Source organism: Stenotrophomonas sp. GD04024, from assembly GCF_029837545.1.
GTDB lineage: Bacteria > Pseudomonadota > Gammaproteobacteria > Xanthomonadales > Xanthomonadaceae > Stenotrophomonas > Stenotrophomonas forensis.
In genome coordinates this window covers 41,067-58,013 of record NZ_JAOEDV010000011.1, presented here as the reverse complement: position 1 = coordinate 58,013, position 16,947 = coordinate 41,067, and the positions used below count along the sequence as shown (strand labels likewise).

Sequence of the window (16,947 nt, the reverse complement as noted above, 5' to 3'; positions counted from 1 at the left end):
AAAGGGAAAGCGTCATTCGGCTTCATCCTTGGACGTATCGCCCTCGCGATGGATGAGGCGGTAAAGCGCAGGAAGCACCAGCAGCGTCAGAAGCGTGGACGAGACGATGCCGCCGATGACCACCGTGGCGAGAGGACGCTGTACTTCAGCGCCGGCACCGACGTTCAGTGCCATGGGCAGGAAGCCCAGGCTGGCGACCAGGGCAGTCATCAGCACAGGTCGCAAGCGTCCCGCTGCCCCCTCGCTGACAGCGCGGTGGAGAGGCACACCCTGTTCCCGCAGGCTTTTGATGAAGCTGATCATCACCAGGCCGTTCAGTACCGCCACGCCCGAAAGCGCGATGAACCCGACACCGGCCGAGATGGACAGCGGAATGTCACGCAGCCACAGAGCCGCCACACCGCCGGTAAGGGCGAGCGGCACGCCGCTGAAAACGATGGCGGCATCACGTCCCGAACCAAACGCCATGAACAGCAGGCCGAAGATCATCACCAGCACTACGGGCACCACCACCATCAGCCGCTCGCTGGCCGAGATGAGCTGCTGGAACGTGCCGCCATACTCCACCCAGTAACCTTCAGGCAGCTGGACTTCATCTCCGACGGCGGCGCGCAGCTCCTCGACGAACGAGCCGAGATCGCGTCCGCGGACGTTGCTGGTGATAACCACACGCCGCTTGCCGTTCTCGCGGCTGATCTGATTCGGGCCTGGAGCCACCTCAACCTTGGCCAGCTGCCCCAGCGGAACGAAACCGCGATCAGCATCGGCCTCTGTCGAACCTGACACCGGTACAGGCAGTGATTCCAGCGTGCGCGTGTCCTGACGCAGGTTCTCGGGCAGCCGCACGACGATGTCGAAACGACGATCACCTTCGAATACTTGGCCAACGGACTCCCCACCCAATGCGACCGATACGGTCTTCTGCACATCGTCGATTGCCACGCCATAGCGCGCCAACGCGTCCAGGTCAGGCGTAATGGTCATCAACGGAAGGCCCGAGACCTGCTCCAGCTTCACGTCCGCTGCGCCGGTGATCCGGTTGGCAACGTCCTCGATCTGGCTGCCGATCTGTGCGAGTTGATCCAGATCGTCGCCATAGAGCTTGATCGCCACTTCCGCGCGCACGCCGGCGATCAGCTCATTCATGCGCATCTGCACCGGCTGAGTGAACTCGTAGTTGTTGCCGGGGATGGCTCTGACGGTCTTCTCCAGCTCGGCAATCAGCTGGGCCTTTGGTTTGCGCGGGTCCGGCCACTGGTCCCGATCCTTGAGCATGATGAAGGTGTCGGCGACCGACGGAGGCATCGGGTCGGTCGCCACCTCGGCAGTACCGATCTTGGCCACCACCTCGTCGACTTCAGGGAACTGCTTGATGGCAGCTTCCAGCTGGCGTTGCATGCCGATGGCTTGGGTAAGGCTGGTTCCGGGGATGCGCAGCGCGTGCAGGGCGATATCGCCTTCATCCAGGTTGGGGATGAACTCTGTACCCATGCGACTGGCACCGATGCCGGCCACCACGGTAAGTGCAACCGCTGCGCCGACCACCCACCTACGGGCACTGACCGCCCGCTCCAGCAGAGGGCCATACAGGCGGGTTACGCCACGCATGACCTTGGTTTCCTTCTCGGACACCTTGCCGGTGACGAACTGCGCCACGGCAGCCGGCACGAACGTCAGCGACAACGCCATGGCACCGGTGAGGGCGATTACCACGGTCAAGGCCATGGGATGGAACATCTTTCCTTCCACACCCGACAACGCGAAGATCGGGATGTACACCGCCGCGATGATGAACAGACCGAACAGGCTGGGCTTGATGACCTCGGCGCTTGCCGAAGCGGCCAGGGAGAATCGCTCCTCGCGCGTTAACAGGCGTCCCAGCGCATGCTGGCGTTCACCGAAGCGGCGCAGGCAGTTCTCCACGATGATGACCGCGCCGTCCACGATCAGGCCAAAGTCGAGCGCACCGAGGCTCATCAGGTTGGCCGATACCCGGTTCTGCACCATTCCGGAGATCGTTAGCAGCATGGTCAACGGGATGACCGCAGCGGTGATGAGCGCGGCGCGCAGATTGCCCAGCAGCAGGAACAGCACCGCGATGACCAGCAGCGCGCCCTCCAGGAGGTTCTTCTTCACCGTTTCAATGGTGCGATCCACCAGCTCGGTTCGGTCATACACCGGGTGTGCACGAACGCCCTCGGGCAGCGTGCCGTCGATCTCCTTCAGCTTGGCAGCGGTGCGCTGGGCAACGGCCCGGCTGTTCTCGCCGATCAGCATGAAGGCCGTGCCAAGCACAACTTCCTTGCCATCCTTGGTGGCGGCGCCGGTCCGCAGCTCGGTGCCTTCGTGGACATCAGCAAGATCGCCTACTCGCAGCGGCAGCCCCTCACGATTGGCCACCACGATCTTGCGCAGGCCGTCCATGTCGGCAACCTGCCCAGGCACGCGTACCAGGTATTGCTCGCCGCTCTTCTCGATGTAGCCCGCACCGACGTTCGCATTGCTGCGGGCAACGGCCTCCATGACGTCCTGCAGGGTCAGGCCATAGGCCTGCAGCTTGCGGGGGTCTGGCGTGATATGGAACTGGCGGACGTAACCGCCCACGGTGTTGACCTCGGTCACGCCCTTCAGGTGCCGCATCTGCGGGCGTACCACCCAGTCCTGCAGGGTACGCAGTGCCATTGGCGTCCAGGTTTTCTCAGCTCCTGGTTCGGCCTCCACGGTGTACATGAAGATTTCGCCCAGGCCCGTGGCAACCGGTCCCAGTGTTGGCTTCAGGCCATTGGGCAACTGGGAGGCCGCCTGCTGCAGACGCTCAGCAACCTGCTGGCGGGCGAAGTAGATATCTGTCCCATCCTCGAATACCACGGTCACCTGCGAAAGGCCGTAGCGCGAGATTGAGCGTGTGTACTCCAGACGTGCCAACCCGGCCAGTGCGGTTTCAACCGGGAAAGTCACGCGCTGCTCGGCTTCCAGTGGCGAATAGCCAGGGGCTTCGGTGTTGATCTGTACCTGTACATTGGTAATGTCAGGCACGGCGTCGATGGGAAGCTTGCTGTAGTTCCAGATGCCCAGGCCGGACAGCGCCAGCACGAGCAGCAGCACAAGCCATCGATGCGCGATGGACGCGCGAATGATTCGCTCTAGCATGGGATGCCCCTCAGTGATCGTGGCTCGCGCCAGACTTTTCGATGTGCGCGCGAATCAGGTAGCTTTGCTCGCTGACATAACGGGTACCGGGCTTGAGGCCACCGAGTACCTCGACCAGCTGCCCATCGCGCTTGCCGAGCTCAAGCATGCGCACCTCATACGTGTCGCCCACCTGTGCGAAGACCACGGTGAAGTCACGGAAGCGCTGCAGCCCGGATTCCTTGACTGCCAACGGGACCTGGGTTTCGGACAACACGACCTCGGCCGACACGGCCATACCCGGGCGCCACCGGCCGTCTTCATTGGGGATGCTGACCCGTGCGACTACGCTTTGGCCGGCACTGGCCAAGGGGAGCAGGCTCTGCACCCGTCCTTGGGTTTCATGGGCGCCAGTGGCTGAGCGAAGCGTCACCACCTGGCCTGCAGCAAGCCGCTCGGCGTCGGTGCCCAGTGCCCGCAGGTCTACCCATACCTCGGAGAGGTCGGCGATCTCGAACAACGTGTTGTCTGCCGCCACGTCCCCAACGCTGGTATTACGCGCCAACACAATTCCGCCAAACGGCGCGATGACGGCATAGCTGCGCATGCTGTCGTTGCCTTCCACCGTGGCCAGAGTCTGGCCCGCACTGACTCGCTGGCCCATCTCGACTGCAACGCTGCGCACCACGCCGGGAAAGCGTGCTTTCACTGCGGCTTGCCGCGCCGTGTTGACCGTCACGTTGCCCATCAAGGTCACTGTGTCGCGGATGCTGGCACTGCCTGCTGCTTCCACCACGATGCCCGCGTCCTTAGCTGCTTGTGGTTCGATTCGCGTACGGCCTTCATAGGAGGGGTAGTTCCAGCGATGGGACTTGCCTGCTGCGGTGGCTTCGGCCACCACATCGAACGAGTGCGGCTCAGTGACCTCCCCACTGCCGACGAGGTAGCCGTTCTCCGGCTTGAAGCTGAAGGTATTGACCTCGCCGTCCAGACGCTTGAGCTGCATGCTCGCCTGCACTTCGGAAGGCGGAATCGGTTTGTCGTTGCGATACGCGTAAAGACGGAAGTGTGGCGGCGTGTTGGTTTCGTAAACGGTGATCTCGAGGGCAAAATCGCCGTCACGCAGCATGCGCCCTCGATTCGGCCCTCGTTCGTAGTCGGCGGATGCGGCAGCTGTCTCGGTAGAGGCTTCGGTCGCGGCTTTGTCACCGCCGCAGGCGGAAAGGACCAAGGGGAACATGATCAGGAATGCGTAGCGGTTCATGGGCGGATGTCCAGAGCGGAGGCGGTGAGGCGATCTGCCTCGACCAGCAGTCGGAGATAGCGGGCGGCGGCTTCAACTTCGCGCTCGCGAAGGTCGAACAGGGTCTTCTGCGCCTGGCCCAGCGCCAGATAGGAGAATCGGCCCTCCTCGAAGCCGCGCCGGCTCTGCTTCAGTGCTGCCTCGGCCTTGGGCAGCTGGCGTTCGCGTACCGACTCGACCTCCAGCTGCGCTTGCCGCAATTGCTGGTAGATATCGAAAAGTTCCTGTTGCAGTTCAACGGCCTGCGCTTGGCGCCGGGCACTGAGGGCAGACAGCTCGTGGTCGACTTCAGAAACGGAATACGCTGATCGCTTGCGGCTGCCCAATGGGACAGAAACCGACATCACCAATCCGCTGTCTTTGGTGGCTTCCAGCCGGCGAATGCCCAGGCCCACGCTGACATCTGGCCGGGCGGCGGCAAGCGCCACGTTACGGCGCGCGGTCAGCACGCCTGCCTGGGACTCAAGAAGCTGTTGCTGAGGTGTCGAAGGCAGCTTCGCGGCCATCGCCTGGAACTGCTCAAGGGGGGGCAGCACCGAGGTATCACCAGCGACGGCGCCAAAGTCGACCGTCAACGCACCCCATGAAGCTGCGAGCGCATGGCGTGTCGACTCCAGACGCTCCAGCGCCTGATCGCGCTTGAGTTCGGCGTCGGCAACTGCGATTTCTGCCGCTCGCAGGTCGGAATCAGGATTGCGCGCCGCCGAGACCCAACGCCCGACCTCTCGCTGCAGGGCGCGCGCCATCGCGATGCGCTCCTGCGCGTGTTCCACATGCTCCTGCGCGGCCAGCACATCGATGAACCGTCCTGCGGCTCGGGTGGCGATGGTTACGCGAGTCACGTCCCCTGCCCGTTGGGCCGCGTCGATCTCCGCGCCGCCCAATGCCTGTCGCGCAGCGCGCTTGCCGCCGAGTTCCAGCAGGCGGGATACGCGGAACGTTGCCTCAGCGGCATCCATCCCTGAAACGCTGCCGCTGCCAGCAACGTTCTCCAGTTCCCCGCCCAGAATGATGGGCGCCGGCAGGCCCTCCCGGGCTGCACGGCTGCGGGTTGCCTCCAGCTGGGCGGCATCAGCTGCGGCGCTCGGATGACTGCCCAGGGCGCGGGCGACCGCTTCCTCCAGGCGCAGAACTTCGGCGGCATGGCCAGGCACGGCCATACCGCAGGCGCCGGCAATGGCCAGCGCCCACACACTACGGAATTTCACGGAAGCCTCCGGAAAGATGTTAGAACAACGCGCTGCCGCCCGCTAAGGCAGGCAGCAGAACAGGCCGCGCGGACGCGGCAGGCGTTGTCAGACGATCGGAGGCCGGAAGGGCGAGGCGGGATAACCCAAAGGCACGCGCAGCAGCCGCAATGCGGGCACGTCGGCGCTCAGTGCGAGAGCGACTACCTGGTGGTGGCCATTGAACAGGCTCCCTGCGAAGCTTGCGTCTGCCTGGTGCAGCACGCTGTGCGCACCAGAGGCGTGGTCGTCGTCGAGGTTGTCACTGGCTCCGGCCGGATGGGAATGCCCATGGTCGAACGCAGCGGCGATGTCGTGCTCCAGACCATGCAGTTCGCTCAGCTGGATCACCATCGGCCGCGCCACAACACTCAGCAGCATCAGCGCGAAAAGGCTGATGCGGGCGAGCACACGGTGGCGGGCGGAAAGACGCATGGGATCTAGGGTAAATGTGGCACGTGGCCTTGTCGAGATGGTAGGACGAATGTTTGCAGAGGAGCGTACCCGGCTGCCCCGGGCACGCCCTCCTGGCCTGGTCTTACATTTTCTTCAGCTGTTCATACTGCCCGCCCGTACGCAGCAGCAGGGTGACCGGTTCCTCGCCGCGATTGCGCCAGAACCAGCCGTGGTTGCCCGTAAAGGCGGCCAGAAGTACGCCCTGGTCGGACGCCTCACCTCGCCCCTTCTCATAGCTGATCGCACGACCACCGCCGTCACCATGGGTGTCGAAGTTCACCACCCCGCCCTGGACCGACCAAGTGTAGGTCGCACGCTCGCCTTCCTTCATGGAAAGCTTGATTTCGGTACCCTGACCGGGCGCCAGCACGACTTCGGCTTCGTCACGCCATTCCGTGGCTGCGGGCGCTGAGGCCGAAGCAGCGGCCGGCTTGGGAGTGACTTCGACTGTCTGGCGATCCCGCGTGGAGACCTGGGTGAGCACGGCGAGGCCCTCCTCGGCCCGGGCATCCATGGCCGCATCCGCTGCGGCTTCTTCGGACAGTTGCTGCTTGATCTGTCCCATCTCGGTCAGACCCAGCATTCGGCCTATACCCAACGGATCCACGGCGTGTTCCGCAGGCAGCACGACACCGATGAGAAGCACGACGGCGATGCCGGCGGCGATGAGGGTAGTGCGCGCCAGCTGGCGGCTGCTGGGGAGGTCACTTTCGAGGGGCTTGCTGTTGTACATGATGGTAGGGATCTCTCAAGGATTCAGGAAATGGCGTAGCCGGTCAGCTGCATGCCGATCAGGACGAAACCTGCGCAGAGCATTGCCGCGTTGGCGAAGTAGGCGTGCTTGAAGAAGCTGGCGGTGCGGCGCCAGTAGCCCATCACAATCAGGATGGCGCCCAGGGCAAGCATCTGCCCCATTTCCACCCCGACGTTGAAGGCGAGCAGGTTCGGAAGAAGACCATCGGGGGAGATGTCGTACTCGATGATCTTGGTGGACAGGCCAAAGCCATGGAACAGTCCGAACACCAGTGTCGCGACCTTGGTATTGGGCTGGAAGCCGAACCAACGCTGGTAGGCACCGAGGTTGTCCAGCGCCTTGTAGACCACTGACAAGCCGATGATCGCATCGATGAGATAGCTGTTGATGCCCACATTGAAGAGCACACCCAGCAGCATCGTCGTGGAATGACCGATGGCAAACAGGGTGACGTACAGCGCGACATGCTTCATCCGGTAAAGGAAGAAGATCACGCCCAGCAGGAACAGAATGTGGTCATACCCGGTGGCCATGTGCTTGGCGCCCAGGTAAGCGAAGGCGATCAGATTTACCCCTGATATCTCTTGGATGTAACCCTTGTCGCCCTCGGCGATGGCATGCGCCAGAGCACCATCGGCAGTGAAAACAAGTAGCAACATGGTTATCGCTGCGAGCAGCGTGCGCGGCCAGTGCGACGGCATGGCCATGGGATGGGTACGGGTGGATAACCCGGAATGTGGTCTGGGGATCATGATGGAGTTCTTGAGTGACATGACATGCCACGGACCTCCGCGCCGCGCCCCGCCACAGGCGCACGGCAACGCCATGCAGATGTGTGCCAGGGCACGCATGCACGTCGTTACCGCGCGGTGGCGCAGGAGTCAGCCGGATCGTGGCCGGAATACAGAGGGGAACTGCGATGCGTCTAGCCGCAAGCCAGCCGCACGCCCGCAGAAAGCAGGCAGCGCGGCAGACATGCGCCCGGCATCAGGCCGCGACGATGGGAGGCCTGAACAACGATGAGCAGTGATGGGCAATGAACGCTGCCTGGCGATGCCAGGGGTGCGCACCACGGCCGATGGCTGGATCGTGGAGTGCTACGTCCAGCAGGATGCCAAGTGACCCGCCCAGATCGGACTGGTGCAGCACGCCATGGCCGCCCGACGCGTGCAGAGGATCCCGATCTGCAGCATCACGATCGCCCGCGTGCGGATGTCCATGTTCGGCTGCGGTCTGCACCATGTGCTGCAGACCATGCAGCTCGCCAAGATGATTCAGCACCGGGCGCAGGAACATGCTCGCCACCAGCATCAGAAAGATGCTGGTGAGCAGTCGCACATTCGATATCCGGCGCAGTGATGTCATGCTCAAAGACTAGTGTGTTGCTGGATCAAAGTCGACACGAAAAAGGGGGGGTGTTCAGCGTGCGCGCGCTACTGGGCATCTCTGGTGACTCGTCGTTCATCCGGGCCAACGGGTATGGTTGTCATCGATGACAAAACGGTGCGAGTGGCCTTGTTCCGTATGCGCGTGTTCCTGCATGTGCGGGTGGTCCGCAGGGAGATCATCATGTCGGTGGGTGATTGCGTCAGGATCATTCGCAGGCCAGGTACGCCAGGCGAATAGAAGCCCCGCGCAGGCCACCACCGCGAGCGCCAGAACCGCCACCGGCATGCCCAGGCGTGCCCCCACGGTACCGGCCAGTGGGTAGGCAATCAGCCAGCAGACGTGGGAAAGCGAGAACTGCGCGGCGAACAGGAAAGGAAGGTCAGTGGACTCTGCCGAGCGCCGTAGCAGCCGGCCGCCTGGTGTCACCAAGCCGGCGTAGCTCATGCCCAGCAATGCCCAGCCGGACAGCACCAGGGGCCAGCCGATCGCGGAGGGCGTCAGCCACCACGTAACCCCCAAGGCGGTAAGCACCGCAAGCATCATGCTGGCTGCAGAGAGCATCACGCGACGGTCCGGTACGCGGTCCAGTACCTTGGGAAGAACCAACGCCATCAGCATCGAGCCGCCGCCGAACGCAGCCAGGGCCCAGGCGACCTGGGCTTCAGCACCGCCCAGCACGTTGCGCACGACCACCACCGTATTGACGAATACCATCGCACCACCCGCGGCAGCGCACAGGTTCAGCGCCAGCAGGCCTTTCAGTCGAGGCGTCTTCAGATAGATACGCATGCCACGGATGGCCCGTGCATAGGGGCCTTCCTTGCGCGGCGAGGCTGCAACGAAGGGGAATGCCGTGACCACGACCAGCAGCGCTGAGCAGACGAAGCCCACCGACGTACCGGCGAAAAGGCCATGGAAGCTGATCAGTGTCAGCAGGGCCGCCGCCAGCGCAGGGCTGAGCAGGCTTTCCAGGTCATACGCCAGCCGCGACAAGGACAATGCACGGGTGTAGTCGCGCTCTTCCTTGAGGATTTCCGGAATGGTCGATTGGAACAGCGGCGTGAAGCAGGCTGATGCCGACTGCAGAAGAGCGATGAGCAGGTACACCTGCCAGATCTGATTCACGAAAGGCAGGCACAGTGCCGCGGCCGCGCGCACCAGATCAAGCCCGATCAGGACCGGCTTACGCAGATTGGCTGGCACGACCGCGCCGGACATAGGCGCGAGCAGGACGTAGACCACCATCTTGATGGCCAGTGCCGTGCCGAGCACCTGGCCGGCCTGCGCGCCGGCCAGGTCATAGGCGAGCAGCGAAAGCGCCACGGTCGCCAAGCCAGTACCGACCAACGCAATCACCTGGGCAGCGAACAGATTCCTGAAGGTCGGAAAACGGAGAACCTCGATCATGGCTGTCCTCGGAGGAATGGAGTGCAGAAATGCCAATACCCTGCGGATCGTAGAACGATCCGCAGGGCCGGGCGTGAAACTGTGGAAGGGAACGTACTCAATCGGTTTCCGGCGCCGGCAGTGGGTCCTCGATGCCCGCTGCCTTCCTGCGCGCAGTCCTGCGCAGCACCAGCCCACACAGTGCCGGCAGGACGAACAGGGTCAGTACGGTTGCCGTGATGAGGCCGCCGATGACCACGGTCGCCAACGGCTTCTGGACTTCAGCACCCGTGCCGGTTGCGATCGCCATGGGTACAAACCCCAGTGAAGCAACCAAGGCCGTCATCAACACGGGCCGGACGCGCTCCATTGCACCCTGCTCCACCGCCTCGTTCGGCTCCATGCCGTCATGCAGACGCTTCTTGATGGCGGAGATCAACACCAGTCCGTTCAGCACCGCCACACCCGAAACAGCAATGAACCCCACTGCTGCCGAGATCGAGAACGGAATGCCACGCAAGGCCAGCGCGAAGAAGCCACCGGCCAGCGCCAGCGGTACGGCCGTCAGCACAGTGCCGGTCAACAGCCCGTTGCCGATGGCCATATACAGCACCGCGGCAATCAGGATGAAGCACAGCGGCACGATGATGGCCAAACGCTGGGTAGCTGCCTGCAGGTTCTGGAACTGCCCGCCCCACTCGATCCACGAGCCGGTCGGCAGTTGCACCTGCTGTGCGATCGCTACCTTGGCATCGTCCACGAAGCTGCCCAGATCACGCCCCACTACGTTGGCCTCTACATAGATCCGGCGCTTGCCGTTGTCACGACTCACCTCGTTCAGACCCTGCGTGAAGCGGAAGCTGACCAGCTCACGCAGCGGCACCGAAGGGCTGCCTTCCTGATTCCCCGGCGGCAGCATGACCGGCACCGCACCCAGGACGTCCAGATCACTTCGGTCGACGCGGGGCAGTCGAACCACCACATCGAAGCGGCGATCGCCCTCAAAGATCTGGCCCGCCTGGCGTCCGGCCAACGCGGCCGACACCGTATCAGCCACATCCTTAACGGTCAGGCCATAGCGGGCGATCGCTGCGCGATCAAACGCCATGTCGAAGGTCGGGAAGCCACCGGTCTGGGCCACACGCACATCCGATGCCCCGGGAATCTTCTTCAGCACAGCAGCAATTTTGTCTGCGCTGGTGGCCAAGGCCGTCAGGTCTTCGCCGTAGATCTTCACCGCCACGTCGCTGCGCACACCACCGATCAGCTCGTTGAAGCGCATCTCGATCGGCTGCGTGGCGTCGTAGTTGTTGCCCACCAGGAACGCGGTCTTCTCGCGGATGCGCTCGATGACCTGCTCTTTGGTCTTCACACCATCAGGCCACTGGTCCTTCGGTTTCAGGATGACGTAGTTGTCCGATGCGTTTGGCGGCATGGGGTCTGCGGCAAGGCTCGCCGTACCCGCCTTGGAGTAGACGGTCTGCACCTCGGGAAGCGTCAGCACAGCCTTCTCCAGGGGAAGATCGATGGCTACCGACTGTTCGATGGAGGTGGAGGGAATACGAACGGAGGACAGGTTCAGGTTCTGCTCGTCCAGTGTCGGCATGAACTCACGTCCGACGAAGGAGAACGCCACCGCGCCGGCCAGCAATACGCCCAATCCGCCGGCAAGATATGGCATCGGTTGCCGGATCGCATTGCGCAGCAACGGCTGGTAACGGCTCTTCGTGGCCGCCACTACACGCACTTCCTTCTCGGAGATGTGGCCCTTCAACATGACCGCGACCATCGCCGGAACGAATGTCAGCGAGAGGACAAAGGCCGATGCAAGCGCCAGCATCAGGGTGATCACCATCGGCGAGAACATCTTGCCTTCCACGCCCTGGAACGTCAGGCACGGAACAAAGACGAGGAAGATGACCGCCTGTCCGTAGATCGTCGGGCGGACCATCTCCTTGGAGGACGCGATGGTCTCGTGCAGGCGCTCGCTCAGAGTGAGGATTCTACCTTCGGCATGCTGACGCTCGGCCAATCGTCGCAGTGAGTTTTCGACAATGATCACAGCACCGTCGATGATCAGTCCAAAATCCAGCGCTCCCAGGCTCATCAGGTTGCCGGAGATGCCCAGCTTGTTCATGCCGATGGCGGTGATGAGCAGGGACAACGGAATTACCAGTGCAGCAATCACTGCCGCACGCCAGTTACCCAGCAACGCGAACAGGATGACCACCACCAGCAGCGCGCCCTCCGTCAGGTTCTTGGCGACGGTCTTGATGGTCGCCACCACCAACTGCGAGCGATCCAGCGTCGGGACGATGCTCACGCCCGGCGGCATGGTCTTGCTGATCTCCTTGAGCTTGTCGCCGACGGCGGCGGCCACGGTGCGGCTGTTGGCGCCCACCAGCATCAGCGCGCTGCCCACTACCGTCTCGTAGCCGTTGCGACTGGCGGCACCTCGCCGCAGCTCGCCGTCGATCACCACCCGCGCAACATCACCCACCGTGACCGGAACACCGTTGCGGTTACCCACCACGGCCCGCGCGATCTCATCCACCGAACGGATACGGGCATCAGCTCGCACCAGATAGGATTCGCCAGAGCGCTGGATGTAGTCCGCACCCACCGAAAGATTTGCATCCTGCAGCGCGTTCGCCAGGTCGGTGTAGGAGAACCCATACTCAGCAAGCTTGGCTGCATTGGGCTCGACCACATACTCCTTCACATAGCCGCCCAGGCTGTCGACGTCAGCCACGCCCGGCGTCGTGCGCAGCTGCGGGCGCACGATCCAGTCCTGTACCGTGCGCAGGTACGCTAGGCGCGCCATGTCATCGGCCAGGCGATCGCCCTGATCGGTCAGGAACGAGCCATCGCTCTGCCATCCGGGCTTGCCATCGTTGCGTGGCGCGTCCTTGCCATCGGGGTGTGTGAACTCGACGCTGTAGTGGAATACCTCGCCCAGGCCAGTGGAAACCGGCCCCATCAGCGGCTCGGCGCCTTCGGGAAGCTGCGGCCGGGCCTGGGTCAAGCGCTCGGTGACCTGCTGGCGCATGAAGTACAGATCGGCACTTTCATCGAAGATGACCGTCACCTGGCTGAAACCGTTGCGCGAGAACGAACGCGTGTTGGCAACGCCGCGCAGGCCCGCCATCGCGGTCTCGATGGGATAGGTCACCCGCTTTTCCACTTCCACCGGGCTGAGCGTGGGGATGACGGTGTTGATCTGCACCTGCTTGTTGGTGATGTCCGGGGTGACATCGATCGGCAGCATGTTCAACTGCCAGGCACCGATGACCGAGATCACCAGCGTGATGAACAACACCAGCCAGCGGTGCCGCACGGCACCTGTAAGCACCTGTTCGATCATCACTCGTCTCCGCCGGACTTGTTCATTTCCGCCTTCACCAGGAAGGCGTTGCGGGTTGCTACGCGGGTTCCTGCGGAAACACCGGAGAGGATCTGCGCCATTCCACCACTACGCACGCCTACGAACACGGGCTGGGCGTTGAACCCCTTCTCCGTGCGCACGAACAGCACGTCTTTGCCATCGATGTTCTGCACGGCTTCTTCGGGAACGGACATGCCACCGGACTGCCCGGCTGACGCCACAAGGCGCACCTGCACGCCGTCACCGACGACAAGTCCGGCGCCAGCGTTTTCCGGCGTAATCACCACGGTTGCAGCTCGAGTCAATCCTCCCACCGCCGTCGCTACAGAACGGACCTTGCCTGATACCACGGTGCCGTCAGAGCGCACGATGGTGGCAGGATCACCGGAGCGGATCCGGCTGGTATCACCCGCGCGCACCGATGCCTGCACCTCCACGCCGTTCGAGCCGGTGACGCGATAGAGGGTGGCCTGTGGTTCAACGAATACACCCAGTGTGGCCTGGGAACTGCTGATGGTCCCGGCGATGGGGCTGACCACCGAAACGCTGCCGCCGCCATCGACGTTGGCGGTGCGAGCCACCAGCGCAGCCCGTTGCGCTTCGGCCTGTGCCGACAGGTAGGCAGCTTGGCTGGCTTCGGCCTCCTGCCGGGCAAGCACCCCCTGCGCCAACAGCGACTGGTCCCGGCTGGCGTTCTTCTGCGCCAGGGAAAGACCGGCATTGGCCACGCGCAGATCTGCTGCAATGCGTGCGCCATCAGGGCTGGCGACCCGTGCAAGGACATCGCCCTTGGCGACCTTGTCGCCCACCTGGCGAAGCACCTCGGTCACGTTGCCTGCGGCCCTGGATACCACCACGGCTTCACCACCCGGAATGGCAACGACGGAGCCTGCTGCGCCAATGTTGGCTGCCACGTCGGCAGAGGTGACAGCCTCAACGGCAATACCGGCTGCTCCAAGATATGCATCGGGAATGGCAACGACCTGCACGCCGCCGTTATCTTCAGCGGCAGTGGGCGCAGCGTCTGCCGGGGCAGGCGCGCTGGAGGACTGCGAAAGGCGGGCGATGCCGAAGCCTGCGCCAAGCGCCAGCGCGGCGACGCCGAGCATGCCCAGAGTATTCACGGAAGGGGTGTTTCGCTTCATTCAACGGTCTCCGAAGACGATCTGGCCATTGGCCATTGCAAGTGATGCGTAGGCACGGACCCGGGCAAGGCGCGCATCGACCACGGTCAGCCGCGCTTCTGTCAACGTGCGGCGGCTGAGCAGCAGTTCCACCAGGGGCGTGCGGCCGGCCTCATACCCCAGACGGCCCATGCGGTAGGCCTCGGCCGCGGCTTTTTCACCCTCGGCAGCTGCCTCGAGGCCGCGTCGCGCCGCAGCCACCTGGGACAACGCGGTAGCGCGATCTGCCTGGCTCTGCAGGCGCGCAGCGTCCAATCGCGCCCTGGCCGCGTCGGTACGGGCACGGGCGGCGCTGATGCCGCCACTGTTGCGGTCGAACAGCGGTACGGACAGCGAAAGGCCCACGACCAGCGCGTCCCCACCTGCTGCAAAGCTGCGACGCCCTGCAGACACGCTCAGGTCCGGCGCACGCTTGAGCCTTTCGATACGCAGTTGGGCTTCGGTAGCGTCCACGTCCGCCTTGGCTGTCAGCACCGCCGTGGCATCGCCTGCGGTTGCGCCCACCGTTGGCCAGTCGCGCTCTAGAAGGGACTGGCCCACACCTGAGTACGTCTCGGTCTGGCCGGCCAGCACCGACAACTGCTCAAGAGCAGCCGTCGTCTCGGCATCGCGACTGGCAGCAGCCGATTGCGCCGCGCTCAGGCCGGCCTGGGCTTGGGCGGAACGAAGGCTGGCCTCTTTGCCAGCTTCCACCAGAGCCTTGGCCGCACGCAGGTCGCCCTCGGCGCGCTCCACATCCTCCTGCGCGATTGCCCGGCGAATCAGGCTGGCCTCGGCAGCGGCGTAGGCCACCGCCAGCGCTGCCGAGAACTCAACCTGCGCTTGGTGTTGCCGAGCTTCGGCCGCCTGCAGGCCCTTCTCGCCCGCCTGGATACGCGCGCTCCGCTGGCCGAAGATCTCCAGCGGCTGGGTCAGGGTGTAGGTCGTCTGGCGCTGGCTGCTGCCATTGCTTAAGGGTGCGTTGAGATTCTCGACAAGGCCGTCGATAGTGGGGTTGCGCAATGCTCTGGCCTGCCGGGCATCGCCGGCGGCCGCTGCGGTGTCGAAGCGCTTTTCCTGCAGGTAAGGCGATTGCGCCCTGCTCTGTTCCAGTAGATCTTCGTAGGTGGGCGCGTCGGCGGCCCACGCCACCGATGTGCCGAACAGCGCCAGCAGTGTCGACAAGGCAAGCAATGAGTACTTCATCCAGGGGTCCAGTGCAGTGATGCCGCATCAGCGGTCGTCTCATGCACTACGCGGCCTGTGTGCCGCTCCCCTCACATCTGGGAGATTTTTTTCTAACGACCCAACGCCGAGGCCAGTTTTGCCCGGGCGCGAAGTACGCGGCCTTCGATCGTTTTCAGGCTGATTCCCAGCGCAGCGGCCGCTTCAACCTGGGACAGACCGACGAATGCCGTCAGCACCAGTGCCTCGCGTAAGGCGGGATCGATGCTGTCGAGCACGCGCATCACGCTGGCGAGTTCAAGGCTGGAACTGGCGCTCTGTTCCGGGCCGGCCTGATCCGATACCAGCGTCCGGCCCTCTTCATCGTCGATGGGCCGGGCCTTGAATAGGAAGTAACGCACGCGGCGGAAACGCTGGGTATCGCGAACCTTGTTGATTCCGATACGCATCAACCACGGAAGCACTGGGCGAGCGGGGTCATACTCAGCCAACGCGCGCCACGCCGACACGAAAGTTTCCTGAACGACGTCGTCCACGTCGGTTTCCGGAACGCCCATGCCTCGCACCATCTGTGTGATGGCCGGCGAGTGCCTGCGCACCAGGCGCGCGAATGCCGCTGGGTCACCCGCAGCAGCTTCGACGGCCCAGTTGTTGTCTTCCTCGATCGTCACGCTCAGGCCATGCTTTCAAGGGGAATCGTTGCGCAGTGCGTCCAGCAGCGCCTTGTCGTAGGCAGCGCGGTGATCGGGCTTCAGCCCTGCACGCATCTCGAAGACGTGCTCCAGCGTGATACGCTGCAGATCACCCGCCGCACGCTCGACCTCCCTGCTTGCCGCCTCTACCTGCGGACTCCAGCGAGGATCGGCCGCAATGGCATCGGCAAGTTGACGGTTGGCGATTCGCAAGCGCGCCTCGATCTCGCCCCTGCGCGTCGCAAAGAGCTGCTCTTTGGCCTGCAGGATGTCCTTCTCCGAATTGTCCAGGGGCACCACGGCGTGCAGCCGTTCATGCAGGTCGCTGTGGCCAGGGTTGAGGTAGTGCCAGCCCCAGCCGATCCCCAGGGCGCAAACCACGCCGATGACCGCGCCGGCCAAGGTCGCCAAAGGCAGGCGCATGGCGGTTCCGATAGCCATCAGCGTTCCACCAGCAGGGCGTAGGGGGACATGGCAGACGGCGCCGCGACCCAAGTGGGCCGCGGGTTGGACTGGGTGACGAGGAATGCAGAGCCCACCCCGCCACAGGTCAGCACCGCAGACAACGCAGCACAGGTCACAGCGCGGCGGAGCTCGCGGCGTCCCGCCCACTTGGCAGGTGGCGGCTCCTGGGCCAGGCGGGCCAGCAGCGCATCGGTTCCCGCGCTGGCATCTGCGCGCGTTGCGTTTGCGGCTTTTGCAAGCCAGTCATCAAGGTTGTTCATCTGCAGATCTCCTCGTCCACATACTTCATACGGCTGCCAGGGCGGCTTCCCCTCGAACACTAGCAGTTGATGAACGTGGTTTCTGAATAGGCCTTCCGGGAGCTCTGCCCCAGCGGGATTCGTCAACGATGTCTGCTTTCGGCCATAAGCGATC

At 63.7% G+C, this 16,947-nt stretch carries 14 protein-coding genes; all 14 read right to left on the bottom strand.

All coding sequences use genetic code 11. The features are described from left to right. Nucleotides 1-12: 12 nt before the first annotated feature. On the bottom strand, nucleotides 13-3,150 hold the full coding sequence (locus tag N7590_RS05650) for a CusA/CzcA family heavy metal efflux RND transporter (RefSeq protein ID WP_046984180.1): 3,138 nt from the start codon (nucleotides 3,148-3,150) through the stop codon (nucleotides 13-15). 10 nt (nucleotides 3,151-3,160) lie between these two features. Beyond that, nucleotides 3,161-4,393: an efflux RND transporter periplasmic adaptor subunit gene (locus N7590_RS05645; protein ID WP_279935227.1), complete on the bottom strand. Its 1,233-nt coding sequence runs from the start codon at nucleotides 4,391-4,393 to the stop codon at nucleotides 3,161-3,163. After that, nucleotides 4,390-5,640: a TolC family protein gene (locus N7590_RS05640; RefSeq protein WP_176422360.1), complete on the bottom strand. Its 1,251-nt coding sequence runs from the start codon at nucleotides 5,638-5,640 to the stop codon at nucleotides 4,390-4,392. Before N7590_RS05640 ends, N7590_RS05645 begins: the two co-directional genes overlap by 4 nt. A gap of 87 nt (nucleotides 5,641-5,727) precedes the next feature. Beyond that, the gene (locus tag N7590_RS05635) at nucleotides 5,728-6,093 is read right to left on the bottom strand and encodes a hypothetical protein (RefSeq protein WP_046984178.1); all 366 of its coding nucleotides are present in this window, start codon (nucleotides 6,091-6,093) and stop codon (nucleotides 5,728-5,730) included. Between the two features lie 103 nt (nucleotides 6,094-6,196). Then, nucleotides 6,197-6,847: a hypothetical protein gene (locus N7590_RS05630; protein ID WP_046984177.1), complete on the bottom strand. Its 651-nt coding sequence runs from the start codon at nucleotides 6,845-6,847 to the stop codon at nucleotides 6,197-6,199. A 23-nt stretch (nucleotides 6,848-6,870) separates the two neighbouring features. Next, a complete protein-coding gene (locus N7590_RS05625; RefSeq protein ID WP_229301257.1) occupies nucleotides 6,871-7,527 on the bottom strand; it encodes a HupE/UreJ family protein in 657 nt (218 codons plus the stop codon). 328 nt (nucleotides 7,528-7,855) lie between these two features. Further along, entirely contained in the window at nucleotides 7,856-8,206 is a 351-nt protein-coding gene (locus N7590_RS05620; protein WP_049444365.1) for a hypothetical protein, read from the bottom strand. A gap of 123 nt (nucleotides 8,207-8,329) precedes the next feature. Then, complete coding sequence (locus N7590_RS05615) at nucleotides 8,330-9,664, bottom strand: MFS transporter (protein WP_046984174.1); 1,335 nt, start codon at nucleotides 9,662-9,664, stop codon at nucleotides 8,330-8,332. Nucleotides 9,665-9,761: 97 nt separating this feature from the next. Next, entirely contained in the window at nucleotides 9,762-13,007 is a 3,246-nt protein-coding gene (locus N7590_RS05610) for a CusA/CzcA family heavy metal efflux RND transporter (RefSeq protein WP_046984173.1), read from the bottom strand. Then, the gene (locus N7590_RS05605) at nucleotides 13,007-14,173 is read right to left on the bottom strand and encodes an efflux RND transporter periplasmic adaptor subunit (RefSeq protein ID WP_046984172.1); all 1,167 of its coding nucleotides are present in this window, start codon (nucleotides 14,171-14,173) and stop codon (nucleotides 13,007-13,009) included. Before N7590_RS05605 ends, N7590_RS05610 begins: the two co-directional genes overlap by 1 nt. After that, nucleotides 14,174-15,397 carry a TolC family protein gene (locus N7590_RS05600; protein WP_065428117.1) on the bottom strand — a complete coding sequence of 408 codons (1,224 nt, stop codon included), beginning with the start codon at nucleotides 15,395-15,397 and terminating at the stop codon, nucleotides 14,174-14,176. A 92-nt stretch (nucleotides 15,398-15,489) separates the two neighbouring features. Beyond that, nucleotides 15,490-16,047 carry a sigma-70 family RNA polymerase sigma factor gene (locus tag N7590_RS05595; protein WP_049441978.1) on the bottom strand — a complete coding sequence of 186 codons (558 nt, stop codon included), beginning with the start codon at nucleotides 16,045-16,047 and terminating at the stop codon, nucleotides 15,490-15,492. Nucleotides 16,048-16,062: 15 nt separating this feature from the next. Continuing rightward, nucleotides 16,063-16,509: a periplasmic heavy metal sensor gene (locus N7590_RS05590; RefSeq protein ID WP_046984169.1), complete on the bottom strand. Its 447-nt coding sequence runs from the start codon at nucleotides 16,507-16,509 to the stop codon at nucleotides 16,063-16,065. Next, entirely contained in the window at nucleotides 16,509-16,793 is a 285-nt protein-coding gene (locus tag N7590_RS05585) for a CnrY/NccY family anti-sigma factor (RefSeq protein ID WP_046984168.1), read from the bottom strand. The genes N7590_RS05590 and N7590_RS05585 overlap by 1 nt, the downstream gene beginning before the upstream one ends. Nucleotides 16,794-16,947: the final 154 nt, after the last annotated feature.

Excerpts from the sequence above, each read along its gene's own strand:
- N7590_RS05650 (WP_046984180.1), bottom strand. The coding sequence starts at position 3,150 with ATGCTAGAGCGAATCATTCGCGCGTCCATCGCGCATCGATGGCTTGTG.
- N7590_RS05645 (WP_279935227.1), bottom strand. The coding sequence starts at position 4,393 with ATGAACCGCTACGCATTCCTGATCATGTTCCCCTTGGTCCTTTCCGCC.
- N7590_RS05635 (WP_046984178.1), bottom strand. The coding sequence starts at position 6,093 with ATGCGTCTTTCCGCCCGCCACCGTGTGCTCGCCCGCATCAGCCTTTTC.
- N7590_RS05630 (WP_046984177.1), bottom strand. The coding sequence starts at position 6,847 with ATGTACAACAGCAAGCCCCTCGAAAGTGACCTCCCCAGCAGCCGCCAG.
- N7590_RS05625 (WP_229301257.1), bottom strand. The coding sequence starts at position 7,527 with ATGTTGCTACTTGTTTTCACTGCCGATGGTGCTCTGGCGCATGCCATC.
- N7590_RS05615 (WP_046984174.1), bottom strand. The coding sequence starts at position 9,664 with ATGATCGAGGTTCTCCGTTTTCCGACCTTCAGGAATCTGTTCGCTGCC.
- N7590_RS05610 (WP_046984173.1), bottom strand. The coding sequence starts at position 13,007 with ATGATCGAACAGGTGCTTACAGGTGCCGTGCGGCACCGCTGGCTGGTG.
- N7590_RS05605 (WP_046984172.1), bottom strand. The coding sequence starts at position 14,173 with ATGAAGCGAAACACCCCTTCCGTGAATACTCTGGGCATGCTCGGCGTC.
- N7590_RS05600 (WP_065428117.1), bottom strand. The coding sequence starts at position 15,397 with ATGAAGTACTCATTGCTTGCCTTGTCGACACTGCTGGCGCTGTTCGGC.
- N7590_RS05590 (WP_046984169.1), bottom strand. The coding sequence starts at position 16,509 with ATGGCTATCGGAACCGCCATGCGCCTGCCTTTGGCGACCTTGGCCGGC.
- N7590_RS05585 (WP_046984168.1), bottom strand. The coding sequence starts at position 16,793 with ATGAACAACCTTGATGACTGGCTTGCAAAAGCCGCAAACGCAACGCGC.